Source organism: Marivita sp., from assembly GCF_051251565.1.
Taxonomy (GTDB): domain Bacteria; phylum Pseudomonadota; class Alphaproteobacteria; order Rhodobacterales; family Rhodobacteraceae; genus Marivita.
The window spans coordinates 1-11,642 of the sequence record NZ_JBPOFB010000036.1 but is presented as its reverse complement, the minus strand read 5'-3'; the positions used below and the strand labels follow the sequence as shown (position 1 = coordinate 11,642).

Annotated in this window: 11 protein-coding genes; 2 read left to right on the top strand and 9 right to left on the bottom strand. The window is 59.3% G+C overall.

All coding sequences use genetic code 11. The annotated features are described in order from the left end of the window. Window positions 1-182: 182 nt before the first annotated feature. Window positions 183-1,262, top strand: coding sequence for a 2'-deoxycytidine 5'-triphosphate deaminase (locus tag ACSHXH_RS18725; protein WP_435673319.1), 1,080 nt, complete (start codon window positions 183-185; stop codon window positions 1,260-1,262). Between the two features lie 4 nt (window positions 1,263-1,266). On the opposite strand, the gene ACSHXH_RS18720 is transcribed toward ACSHXH_RS18725, so the two are convergent. The 8 genes from ACSHXH_RS18720 to ACSHXH_RS18685 all read right to left on the bottom strand — a co-directional run bounded on the left by ACSHXH_RS18720 (window position 1,267) and on the right by ACSHXH_RS18685 (window position 9,924). Further along, the gene (locus ACSHXH_RS18720) at window positions 1,267-1,431 is read right to left on the bottom strand and encodes a hypothetical protein (RefSeq protein WP_435673318.1); all 165 of its coding nucleotides are present in this window, start codon (window positions 1,429-1,431) and stop codon (window positions 1,267-1,269) included. Between the two features lie 158 nt (window positions 1,432-1,589). Continuing rightward, window positions 1,590-2,201 (bottom strand): SMC-Scp complex subunit ScpB, encoded by a 612-nt coding sequence (gene scpB / locus ACSHXH_RS18715; protein WP_435673321.1) that lies wholly within the window; start codon window positions 2,199-2,201, stop codon window positions 1,590-1,592. A gap of 50 nt (window positions 2,202-2,251) precedes the next feature. After that, window positions 2,252-3,040 (bottom strand): segregation and condensation protein A, encoded by a 789-nt coding sequence (locus ACSHXH_RS18710; RefSeq protein ID WP_435673317.1) that lies wholly within the window; start codon window positions 3,038-3,040, stop codon window positions 2,252-2,254. After that, window positions 3,037-4,050, bottom strand: a complete 1,014-nt coding sequence (locus ACSHXH_RS18705; RefSeq protein WP_435673316.1) for a glycoside hydrolase family 3 N-terminal domain-containing protein — start codon at window positions 4,048-4,050, stop codon at window positions 3,037-3,039. The genes ACSHXH_RS18710 and ACSHXH_RS18705 overlap by 4 nt, the downstream gene beginning before the upstream one ends. Beyond that, window positions 4,047-5,030 (bottom strand): SPOR domain-containing protein, encoded by a 984-nt coding sequence (locus tag ACSHXH_RS18700; RefSeq protein ID WP_435673315.1) that lies wholly within the window; start codon window positions 5,028-5,030, stop codon window positions 4,047-4,049. The genes ACSHXH_RS18705 and ACSHXH_RS18700 overlap by 4 nt, the downstream gene beginning before the upstream one ends. 75 nt (window positions 5,031-5,105) lie before the next feature. Further along, window positions 5,106-6,851, bottom strand: a complete 1,746-nt coding sequence (gene argS, locus ACSHXH_RS18695; protein ID WP_435673314.1) for an arginine--tRNA ligase — start codon at window positions 6,849-6,851, stop codon at window positions 5,106-5,108. A gap of 55 nt (window positions 6,852-6,906) precedes the next feature. Continuing rightward, entirely contained in the window at window positions 6,907-8,736 is a 1,830-nt protein-coding gene (locus tag ACSHXH_RS18690; RefSeq protein ID WP_435673313.1) for a cation:proton antiporter, read from the bottom strand. Window positions 8,737-8,763: 27 nt separating this feature from the next. Continuing rightward, entirely contained in the window at window positions 8,764-9,924 is a 1,161-nt protein-coding gene (locus ACSHXH_RS18685) for a deoxyguanosinetriphosphate triphosphohydrolase (protein WP_435673312.1), read from the bottom strand. An 82-nt stretch (window positions 9,925-10,006) separates the two neighbouring features. Between ACSHXH_RS18685 and ACSHXH_RS18680 the strand changes: the two genes are divergently transcribed. Then, window positions 10,007-10,330, top strand: a complete 324-nt coding sequence (locus ACSHXH_RS18680; RefSeq protein ID WP_435673320.1) for a HesB/IscA family protein — start codon at window positions 10,007-10,009, stop codon at window positions 10,328-10,330. A gap of 32 nt (window positions 10,331-10,362) precedes the next feature. Here ACSHXH_RS18680 and ACSHXH_RS18675 read toward each other — a convergent pair whose 3' ends face one another. Then, window positions 10,363-11,436 (bottom strand): DUF6902 family protein, encoded by a 1,074-nt coding sequence (locus ACSHXH_RS18675; protein WP_435673311.1) that lies wholly within the window; start codon window positions 11,434-11,436, stop codon window positions 10,363-10,365. Window positions 11,437-11,642 lie beyond the last annotated feature (206 nt).

Sequence of the window (11,642 nt, the reverse complement as noted above, 5' to 3'; positions counted from 1 at the left end):
TATGGCGCAGCCTGGTAGCGCGTCCGTCTGGGGGACGGAAGGTCGCAGGTTCGAGTCCTGCTAGCCCGACCAATCATCACACAGCTATCATCACCGCCACCTGCGCACAGCGCGCGGGAAAAACGCCCTCGCACGCGGCGCACGCGCTTGCTATGCAGGGCAAACTGCGGATGAGGAATGATATGACAGGTGTGTTGGCCAATCAGCAAATCAACGATTTGATGGACCGGGGCGTCATTGCCTCTGACACTGCGTTTGTTGAAGGTCAGGTGCAGCCTGCCAGCCTTGATTTGCGGTTGGGCACGGTTGCCTACCGGGTGCGTGCGTCGTTTCTTGCCGGCAAAGGCCGTCGTGTCGAAGACAGGCTGGCCGATTTCGAGATGCACCGCATTTCGCTTGATGGCGGGGCCGTGCTTGAGAAGGGCTGTGTCTATCTAGTGCCTTTGATGGAACGCCTTGCTCTGCCCGAAGGGATCAGCGCAGTCGCCAATGCCAAAAGCTCGACCGGACGGTTGGACCTGCTGACGCGGACAATCACCGATGAGGGCACGGAATTTGACCGTGTGGCGGGCGGGTATACCGGGCCACTTTATGCCGAGATTTGCCCCCGGTCCTTTTCTGTGCTGGTGCGTCCGGGGATGCGGCTCAATCAGATCCGGTTCCGCAACGGCCAGTCAGTGTTGGACGATGACAGCCTGCACGCGCTGCACGCCGAACAAACCTTGGTTACGGGTGGACCGGCTGTCATTGGGGACGGGCTTGGGTTCTCGGTTGATCTGCGGCCGCAAGACAGCACGCTGGTCGGGTATCGCGCCAAGCCGCATACGGGGGTGATCGACCTCGACAAGCTGGGCCATTACGCGCCATCGGAGTTTTGGGAAGAGCTGCACAGCGCAACCGGTCAGATCATTCTTGATCCAGACGCGTTCTACATTCTGGTCAGCCGAGAAGCCGTTCATATTCCACCAGATTATGCCGCCGAGATGGCACCGTTTCTGGCGATGGTCGGGGAGTTCCGGGTGCATTACGCCGGTTTTTTTGATCCCGGATTTGGCCATGATGCAGCCGGTGGTCTTGGATCACGCGGCGTGCTTGAGGTGCGCTGCCACGAGGCGCCTTTTGTGTTGGAGCACGGGCAGATCGTGGGCCGGTTGGTCTATGAAAAAATGGATCAATCCCCAAGCCAGTTGTATGGCGCGGGGATTGCATCAAATTATCAAGGACAGGGGTTAAAGCTGTCCAAGCATTTCAAAACGGCCTGACGCGTCAGCGCGGCGCGGTGTCTGACTTGTGTTGAGGTGCGTCACCTTGGGGCTTTTTACGGCCAGACATCATTTTGCTGCCAGCGCTCATACCGGCATTGATGCCCGAATTCACGACGCGGCGCATCACAGTGCGCATCACCATGTTGATGATTGTATTGAGATTCATGTCGTCCTCCTGTGCTGTGTTTGTCTGCCTCGGGGGATATATAGAAAACAAATGAGACGATTTTCAGGCATTGTTTCAAAAGTTTTAACGAAATTTACTGCATGCGGTGTTCCGACGCGTGGACGCATCGTGTGCTTTCCATTGGTGGAACGCCGCGCTTAATCCTCAAAAAGCTCGGACTGGCCGTCTTCGGTCGCCTCCTCGGCATCGACATCACCTTCCCCGATTTGCGGCATGGTGCCAAAGGGCGGGCGGTTCTCAAGCAATCCGGCAGAGCGCAATTCCTTCAACCCCGGCAAATCACGGGCGGATTCGAGACCGAAATGATCCAGGAAATCCTGGGTCACCACAAAAGTCACCGGGCGCCCCGGTGTCATGCGTCTGCGACCAAAGCGAATCCACTCCATTTCCAGCAACAGGTCCACAGTGCCCCGGCTGACCGACACGCCGCGAATTTCTTCGATCTCGGCGCGGGTGACGGGCTGGTGATAGGCAATGATCGCCAGCGTTTCGATCGCCGCTCGGCTGAGTTTGCGGGTCTCGATGGTTTCCTTTTGTATGAGAAAGCCAAGATCGGGCGCTGTCCGAATGGCCCACGCATCCCCAACCTTGACCACATTCACACCCCTGCCCTCGTAGCGTTTGCGCAGAGTGACCAGCGCTTCGGCGGCGTCTGATCCATGGGGCATCCGGTCGTTCAGTTCCTTAACCGTAACCGCCTCGGACGTGGCGAACAGGATCGCCTCGACCATGCGTTCTTGTTCGCCCATGGGCGGTGCCTCGAACAGGCTTTGGTTGGGTTCGGTTTCAAAAGTATCAGTCACTTACGGTCTCTCCGACGTATCTCAATCGGCTCAAAAAGCGCAGATTGGCGCAGCTCAACCTTACCTTCCTTGGCCAGTTCCAAAGACGCGGCAAAGGTCGACGCGGTGGCCGACCGCCAGCGCATCGGATCGGCATCCCACCCCTCTGGCAAGTAGGACGAAATATCCGTCCACGTCCCGGCAAACCCGATCAAACCGCGCAGGCGTTCCAGCGCCTGTTCCATCGTGAACACCGCGTCCCGGTCCATAACAAAAGGGCGAAATTCGTCCTTGGTGCGGATGCGCGCATAGCCCTGCATCAAATCCAGCAACGTGGCGGTGTGGTGCACCTTGCGGACACGTTCGACCTGTTGCGCAGCCCCACGGGCAAAGAAATCACGGCCCAGCTGGTCGCGCGCCATCAGTCGTGCCGCCACGTCCCGCATTGCCTGCAAACGCTCAAGCTGAAAAGCCAGATGCGCGGCAAGGTCTTCGCCCGAGGGGCCGTCCTCGGTTGGATCGGGTGGCAACAGAAGGCGCGATTTGAGAAATGCCAGCCACGCCGCCATCACCAGATAATCCGCTGCCAGTTCAAGGCGCAGTGCTTTGGCCTGTTCCACAAAGGCAAGGTATTGGCGGGCAAGTTGCAGTACCGAGACTTTGCGCAGATCGACCTTTTGGGTCCGGCTCAGCGACAGCAAAAGATCAAGCGGGCCTTCGAACCCGTCCACATCCACGATCAACGCTTCGGCAACCAGCCGGTCCGCAACCGTGGTGTCAAATCCGTCTTCTGGGGCCTTGCTCATGCATCTTGCCTTTGCTCCAACCGGGCAAGCATGGCTTTCAAGTCCGCGATGTCAACATCCAGCGGCGCTGTGCGGCTGGTCAACGCCGCCTCGGCGCGGATCTGGCTTTGCGCGGGCATGGTGCCGATCCGGTCCATCAGGGCGATGCGTTCGTCCAAAGCGCCGTTGCAATGCAAGATCACGTCACACCCGGCCCGCATCGACGCGGCACCGCGATCTGGCACCGTGCCAGACAATGCCTGCATAGAGATGTCATCGGTCATCAGCACCCCGCCAAAGCCCAGGTCGTCACGAATGCGGCGGATCATGGCGGCGGATGTTGTGGCCGGACCAGTTTCGCCAAAGGCGCTGTAGACCAGATGCGCGGTCATGCCCATCGCCACATCGGCAAAAGGCCGGAACGCGGCAAAGTCGATTCTGTCCAGCGTGTCTGCCGAAGCATCGATGCGCGGCAGGTCCAGATGGCTGTCCATCTGGGCAAGTCCGTGACCGGGGATGTGTTTGACCACAGGAAACACACCGCCTTGCATGTGGCCTTCGACGACGGCGCGGCCAATTTTTACCACTTGGTCAAGATTTGATCCGTAACACCGATTGCGCAGGAAAGTGTGAGTTTCAGGCCGCGCCACATCCAGCATCGGCGCGCAATTGGCGTCGATGCCAAGGGCCATAAGCTCGTGTGCAATGATCCGGTAGCGCAGGCGCATGCCGTCTTCGGCATTCGAGCCCAGCAGATCAACATGCTCCAAGGGCGGCAGCCAATCACTGGCCAAAGGCGCGCGCAGGCGTTGCACGCGGCCACCTTCCTGATCAATGAAGATCGGGGCAAACCAGCCAACAGCGTCGCGCAGATCAGACGTCAACGCGCGGATTTGATCCGGGGTATCGAGGTTGCGATCAAACAGAATGAACCCGAACGGGTTGGCGTCGGCGAAAAACGCGCGTTCGTCTGTGGATAAACGCAGGCCATCACAGCCGAAAATGGCCGCTCCGAAGGGGCGATGCGTCACCGGCTGACCACGGGGATACAATCGGCCCCTTCGGCCACAAGCGCCGCACAGAAGCGCCGGGACTCGCTCAGATCGGCGAACCCATGGGCGCGAAGACGGTAGAACACCCGCCCCCCCGATGTGGCTTCTTCGATCACGCGGTCTTTTCCGCCCAAAAATTCGCCAAACCGGGATTGCAGATTGGTCCATTGTTCGCGGGCGATTTCGGGGCTGTCAAAGGCCCCAAATTGTACAAGACGGGTTCCTGCGGGAATGTCATTGGGATTGCGTTCACGTGCACCCGTTGGGGCAACAGGTGCGGGGGCCGAAAGAGACGCCAATTGCAGGCCAGCCGGTCTAGTAGCCGGACGCAAGGACCGCGCGACGCCGGGTACGGATGCGGGAATGGTCCCTGTCAGGGCAGCCACCTGATTTTGGGGTGCCGATTGGTCAAACGCGCCGGTTTCGGGCGCAGGGTCAACTTGGGTGAAGGGCGTTGCATTCGCGGCGATCTGATCGGCCAGCGCTTTGATCGGATCGTCTGCGTTTGCGATGTCAGACAGCGCAAGCGCGGCTGCATCGGTTTCCGCATCCTGCCGCAACGCTGCGAGGGCCAGTTCTTCACGGCCGTTCAGGTCTGCCTCGACTGGGGCCAGAGTGACCGTCATGTCTTCATCCGTGATCTCAAGCGGACGCGGGGCCAACACGATCTGATCTGGGGGCGGTGCGGATGTGCCGGTGCCCGCCACAGTGTTCACGGCCAGCCCTTCGTGACGCGCGATTTGCCCACCGGGGTTGTCGGGGGCGACGCGCATCGGGCCTTCGACCGCCTGCACCACAGGCACGCCGGACACATCGCGCACAATCAGGCGATATCCCCAGATCGCCACGCCCACGACCAACGCCAAAGACATGGCCGCGCCCAGCCAATTGGCTGCCGAGGCCAGATTGCCCGACGTTTCTTCCCCACGCGCGGGGCCCGTCCTATACATATTTGCCATGTCCGCCTCATTGCCCCGGTGGACGTTGCCACCGGTGGTTTCTTGCCTTCGCCTCACCCGGTCACGGCGCTTTTGTCAGCGCATTTCTTCGACCGGTGTGACGCCCAAGATACCAAGACCGGCGGAAATAACAACAGAGACGGACCGCGCGAGGGCGATTTTCGCCTGCGTGGCGTGGGTGTTGCCTTCCTGCAAAAAGCGCAGGTCAGGCACATCGTTGCCTTTGTTGTAAAGCGCGTGCAGATCTGACGACAATTCATAGAGGTAAAACGCCACCCGGTGCGGTTCGTTCGTGCGTGCCGCGATCTCGACCAGACGGGGCCATTCGGCCAGTTTGCGCGCGACCGCCAGTTCGCTGTCATGGGTCATGTCTGCAAGGTCGATATCGGCCAGAGTGGCATCATCCACGGCAACACCCGTGTCGCGCGCCTTGCGCAGGACCGAGTTTACCCGCGCAATCGCGTATTGCACATAGAACACCGGGTTGTCCTTGGACTGTTCCAGCACCTTGTCGAAATCGAAATCCAGCGGCGCGTCGTTCTTGCGGGTGAGCATGACAAAGCGGGTCACGTCGGGGCCAACCTGTTCGACCACATCCGCAAGGGTGACAAAAGTCCCTGCCCGCTTGGACATCTTGAACGGCTCACCGTTTTTATACAGCTTCACAAGCTGCGTCAGCTTGATATCCAGCGGTGTCTTTCCACCAGAGAGCGCACTGACGGCGGCCTTCATCCGTTTGACATAGCCACCGTGATCGGCGCCGAACACATCGATCAACAGGTCATAGCCGCGCTGCACCTTGTCGTAGTGATACGCGATATCGGGTGCGAAATAGGTCCAGGCCCCATCAGATTTCTGGATCGGACGGTCCACATCATCGCCATGTTCGGTGGACTTGAACAAGGTCTGTTCGCGCGGTTCCCAGTCTTCGGGCTTTTTGCCCTTGGGTGGTTCCAGCACGCCGCGATAGATCAGGCCCTTATCGTCCAGATCCTTGATTGCCGCTTCAATCAGACCCGTGCCGTAGAGAGATTTTTCGCTGTAGAACGTGTCCATTTCAACGCCAAGCGAGGCCAGGTCCGTGCGGATCAGCGCCATCATGGCGTCGGTTGCGTAATTGCGCACCTCTTCAAGCCAGACAGCTTCCGGCTGGCCCACAAAGGCATCGCCTACCTTGGTCTTGAGCGCCTGCCCCACCGGGATCAGGTAATCGCCCGGATATGTGCCATCGACGAAAGCCACGTCCTGACCATGCGCCTCAAGATAGCGCAGGTACACGGACCGTGCGAGCACATCGACCTGCGCGCCGCCATCGTTGATGTAGTATTCCCGCGTGACGTCAAAGCCTGCGTAATCCAGCAAGGATGCCAATGCATCGCCAAAGACAGCTCCGCGCGTGTGACCCACATGCAACGGGCCGGTGGGGTTGGCCGAGACATATTCCACATTGACGCGCTTGCCCTGCCCGACCGTGGATTTGCCGTAGTCGACGCCAGAGGTCAGGATTGCCTTGGGCAAGCTTTGCCAGACCGGATTGGCCAAGCGCAGGTTGAGAAAGCCCGGCCCCGCAACTTCGGCGCTTGAGACGCGCGGATCAGCGGACAGTTTGATGGCCAGAGCATCGGCAATATCGCGCGGTTTTGCGCCTGCGGGTTTCGCCAGCACCATGGCCGCGTTGGTGGCCATGTCGCCATGCAACGGATCGCGCGGCGGCTCTACCGTCACATTCGCATAATCAAGACCATCGGGCAGCGCCCCGTCTGAAACCATCGCGGTCAGGCTGTCGATCACTAGTGCCCGGATATCGGAAAAGAGGTTCATGTTACACGTCCTTTGTTGGCATGTCCTCTACCACCTTGGCGCGCGGCGTCAAATGTTAGGCTTGTCCTTCGGCTTTGGCGCGGTGCGGTTTCATCGGCAGCATCGCAATCAGCCGTGTGCCGCGCGTGTCCTTCGGCGTGTCCTTTGGGCCAAGAATGCGCAGATTCCCACGCGGGCCGATATCGGCGATGGGGATGCCTTTTGGGTGGATGTCAAACCAGTTTTGCAGCGTAAATTCATCTGAAAGCGTGGTTGAGCGAAACTCCCATCCGTCCCACATACGGCGTTGCACCTGCCAGTATGTCTCGCCCGCGCCCAAGGCGCGCCCGCCCAGTTTGGGGGGTAGCGCGTAGCGGGCTGAGTCCGAGGCATCGCGGTTGAGCTGATAGACGTTTTCGCGTCCGAACTCCGGGGCAAGGTCAGTTGCCACAAGCGTGTTATAAGCATCATTGTCGGTCGCCGCGATCACGGTTTCATAGGCCACCAGATCCAGACGGTGTTCCGCGCCTTCTGACAGGATGTCGCCAGAATAGATCGGCAAACCGGCTTCGCGCGCGTCGCGCAGATGGCTGCGGTTCGGGTCCGAGATCATCACCGGCAATTCAAGCTTTTTCAACAGGGCGGCGAACTCAACCGTCCAGCGGTTGCCGCCCACGATCAGAACCCCCGGCGTGGTCGATGCGCTAAGATCCAGGAACCGTGCAATCGGTTTGAGCGTAAATCCATGCAGCACCACCGTTCCGGCCACCAGCGCGAACGCAAGAGTTGAGATCTGTGCCGCGTCCTCGATCCCGGCTTGCACGAGACGGTCACCAAAGAGCCCCGCCACCGCAACAAGCACGACCCCACGCGGTCCTGTGAACGCGACCAGCAGGCGTTCGGCCCGAGGGACGTTTGAAAATGCGAGCGAGGTCAGAACCGTGACAGGACGGGCAAATAGGATCACGGCAACCACTGTTGCCAACGTCTGCCAATTCATGCTGAGCAACGTTTCACGGGTCATGTTGGCGGCCAGAAGAATGAACACGCCAGACACCAGAAGGATCGTCGCGTGTTCCTTGAAGCGGTGCATTTCGGCATGGCTGGGCAGGTGCGCATTGGCAATCCACACGCCCATGATCGTCACCGCCAACAACCCGCTTTCATGCAACAACGAATCCGAGGCTGCAAAAACCACAAGAACGCTGACAAACAGGACTGGCACCTTCATGTATTCGGGCACCCAACCGCGCGAAAAGGACCGCGCGATACCGCAACCCGCGATGATGCCGACCAGCGTCGCCATGGTCACACCGATGGCCAGCGTCCAGATTATTTCTTCTACCGTTGTGGCCGTTTGCCAGACCAGCACCACCTCGAACGCCAGAACGGCGGCCAACGCGCCCACCGGATCGTTGACAATCGCCTCCCATTGCAAAAGCGCCGCGGGACGACGTTTCAGCCGCGCCTGCCGCAGCAAGGGCGCAATCACGGTCGGCCCGGTGACAATCATGATTCCGCCAAACACCGAGGCGGCCGCCCAGCTTAGGCCGCCGACATAGTGCAGAACCGAGGCCGACAACAGCCAGCCCACCGGTCCGCCGATAATGACAAGGCGCTTCACCCCCACCGCCGCATCGGACAGGGATTTGAAATTCAGCGTCAGACCGCCCTCAAACAGGATGATGGCCACGGCGATGGCCACAATCGGCTGAAGCAAGTCACCCATCGCCACAGACGGGTCAAGGACGCCGAACACTGGACCGACAAGCAGCCCTGCGACCAGCATCAGCACGATCGCGGGCAGGTTCAAACGCCATGCCAGCCACTGCGCGCCCACGCCCAAAGCGCCGACCAACGCAAAGGCGGTTACCGGGGTCAGGCCGGTCTCTGCTGGTGTTGCCACGACTATGTCCTTTTATGACCGCACGGATTATGACCTTGCGGAAATCACATCTGTCCCTGTCAGGCGCGCATGTTCCTGAAGGGCGAAACGATCCGTCATCCCAGCTATGTAATCCGAAACAATGCGGGCGAGTTCCGTCTCGGATTGAATTTCTGCCACATCCTTGCGCCATTGCTTGGGCAAAACGGACGGATCGGCCATGAACAGCGGAAAAAGCTCGTTGATGACGCGGGTCACCTGCGCGCGCATCTCGACCACGTCAGGCGCGCGGTACATACGGTGGAACAGGAAGGTGCGGATCACCTTGAGGTCCGACCAAAGGCTGGGCGAAAACTGCACCATCATCCGGCCTGCGGCGCGGATGTCTTCGGGTGTGTTCGGTGCGAGGTCTTTCAGATTGGCTTGGGTCACAGTGATCACATCACTGACCAGAACCCCAAAGAACCGACGCAACGCCTCGTGGCGGCGACGGTAGTAATTCAGGTTTGGGTAAATTCGATCTACTTCGGCAAAACAATCGCTTACGATGGGAAGCTCGGCCAGTTCATCGGTCGAGAACAATTCGGCCCGCAGCCCGTCATGCAAATCGTGATGGTTGTAGGCGATGTCATCCGACAGGGCCGCAACCTGTGCCTCGGCGCTGGCATGGGTGTGCAGCTCCAGATCGTGCCGTGCATTATATGCGGCCAGCGCGTGCGGGACCGGTTCGCCCACTGGGCCATTGTGTTTTGCAATACCCTCAAGGGTTTCCCAGGTGAGGTTCAACCCATCAAACTCGGCGTAGTGCCGTTCCAGAGAGGTCACGATCTGAATGGCCTGGGCATTGTGATCGAACCCCCCATAGGGCTGCATCAACGCATCCAGCGCCTCTTCGCCGGTATGGCCAAAAGGCGTGTGCCCCAGATCATGCGCCAGCGCCACGGCTTCGGTCAGTTCAAGATCGAGGCTGAGCGTTTTCGAAATGGTCCGCGCCACCTGCCCCACTTCGATGGAATGGGTCAGGCGGGTGCGAAAATAATCACCCTCGTGTTCGATAAACACCTGCGTCTTGTGCTTGAGCCGTCGAAACGCGGAGGCATGGATGATGCGATCCCTGTCGCGTTGGAAACACGACCGGAACGCGCTTTCCTCTTCCGGGTATAGTCTGCCGCGTGATTTGTCCGGGTCGCATGCATAGTGCGCCGTCATGATCGACCGCCTGTTCTTGTTCCCTGTCCCATCTGGCCTTATATTCAGGACAGAGCACAAGTTAAAGCAACCCGAGGATAATATGCAGCTTCCCCCAAAAGTGACAGATCGTGCATTCGAGCGTTTGTCAGAGATCGGCGCCAGCGCCGAAGGCAAGGCCCTGCGTGTCGCGGTCGAAGGCGGCGGCTGCTCGGGATTTCAATATGAAATCAAGCTTGATGCGCCGGGAACCGATGATCTCGTGCTTGAAGGTCAGGGCGAACAGGTTGTCGTGGATTCGACGTCCCTGCCATTTCTGGCCAATGCGGTGATCGATTTTTCAGAAGAACTGATTGGCGCGCGGTTCGTCATCGAGAATCCCAACGCGTCATCATCATGCGGCTGCGGGATCAGTTTTTCGATGTAGGCGCGGCAGGTTTGTCCGCGCCCCAACCGATATCAGTGCAGCGTCTTGGGGGCCGCGCGGGCAAAGCCGTGAAAGAAATCCGCAAAATGCCGCGAGGATGTTTCCGCTTGCGCAAGAACTGTCATCGCTTCGGGTGACAACGCGTCCTCCATCTGAAGACGCATAGACATCCAATCACCGCTGCGTGCGTCGTCGAGGTTGAACATCGCCTCTGACATTTCGCGCATGGGTGTCGCGCGCCCTGTACTGCGGTCAAACCGCATCCGGTCTGCCAAGACACTTTTGACAAAGGCGGCTTCGCCAATGGTGGCCTGATGCCAGTTGCACACTAGAAATTCGTGGTAATCATCCTGCACGCTGACCGTTTGACCCTCGGTCACAGTGAAAAGTGCTGTCTCCCGCTTAAGCCAATCGGTCCAAAGAGTGGGCGGCGTTTCGCCAGCATACCGCATGGCAATGCAAATCTCGGCCAGCAGATCTGCGTTCTGTTCGATAAAGGCCAGCAATCCTGCGAAATGCAGACTTCGCTTGGCCGCGTCGTCAATCTGCGGGTCGCGTCGGCCATATTCGCTGAGGTAAAACACCAGATGTGTCAGCTCATAGGCGGCTTTCTTGTTCGGCAGGGCAAATGTGTCTGACCGGGCCATGAAATGGCGCGCACGGGCCTCAAGCGCATGGATATCCCCGTTTGGCGTGACTCCGCGGCGGGACAACAGGCGGACTGCTTCCGTGCGTTGAAGATCCGACAATTCGGCTTGTGGGAGGGATTGATCGCAAGCCCAGTGCACCAGCTTTTCACCCTCAGTGCCCGGCATGCCAAGGTCTTCGAGATCCAGAACAATACCCAGAAAGAACCTGTAATATTGGGGGAAAAAGCGCATCCGCTTTTCGACACTGGCGTAAAATCCAGTATAGGCGTCCAGCGCGTCTGACCCGAGTTTGGTGCCAGTGGATTCCAGAATATTCAGAATTTCAGCGTTTTCCTTGAGCCAGAACACATCGTCGACAAAGCGCCGGTGTTCGGAAAAGCAGCTTAGAAGCGCACCAAGGCGCGCCTCTTGAGGGTTGATCCGGGACGGGGTGGAAAGGTGAATGACGTTTGTCATGGTCCGTGCCTCCTTGAAGGTCACGGGACGGGTATTCCCGCCCCGGGTCAGTGCCTGCGTTACGCGCCGGATGTCAAAGGTGCGCAACTTGTGGTGAACATCTCGACCAGATCACCTTTGCGGGCGTCGGATGTGGTCGGTGCGCAGCTCGTCGTGAACATCTCGACCAGATCACCAGTGCGGGCGTCAGATGTGGTCGGTGCGCA

Excerpts from the sequence above, each read along its gene's own strand:
- ACSHXH_RS18725 (WP_435673319.1), top strand. The coding sequence starts at position 183 with ATGACAGGTGTGTTGGCCAATCAGCAAATCAACGATTTGATGGACCGG.
- ACSHXH_RS18720 (WP_435673318.1), bottom strand. The coding sequence starts at position 1,431 with ATGAATCTCAATACAATCATCAACATGGTGATGCGCACTGTGATGCGC.
- scpB (WP_435673321.1), bottom strand. The coding sequence starts at position 2,201 with ATGGGCGAACAAGAACGCATGGTCGAGGCGATCCTGTTCGCCACGTCC.
- ACSHXH_RS18710 (WP_435673317.1), bottom strand. The coding sequence starts at position 3,040 with ATGAGCAAGGCCCCAGAAGACGGATTTGACACCACGGTTGCGGACCGG.
- ACSHXH_RS18700 (WP_435673315.1), bottom strand. The coding sequence starts at position 5,030 with ATGGCAAATATGTATAGGACGGGCCCCGCGCGTGGGGAAGAAACGTCG.
- argS (WP_435673314.1), bottom strand. The coding sequence starts at position 6,851 with ATGAACCTCTTTTCCGATATCCGGGCACTAGTGATCGACAGCCTGACC.
- ACSHXH_RS18685 (WP_435673312.1), bottom strand. The coding sequence starts at position 9,924 with ATGACGGCGCACTATGCATGCGACCCGGACAAATCACGCGGCAGACTA.
- ACSHXH_RS18680 (WP_435673320.1), top strand. The coding sequence starts at position 10,007 with ATGCAGCTTCCCCCAAAAGTGACAGATCGTGCATTCGAGCGTTTGTCA.
- ACSHXH_RS18675 (WP_435673311.1), bottom strand. The coding sequence starts at position 11,436 with ATGACAAACGTCATTCACCTTTCCACCCCGTCCCGGATCAACCCTCAA.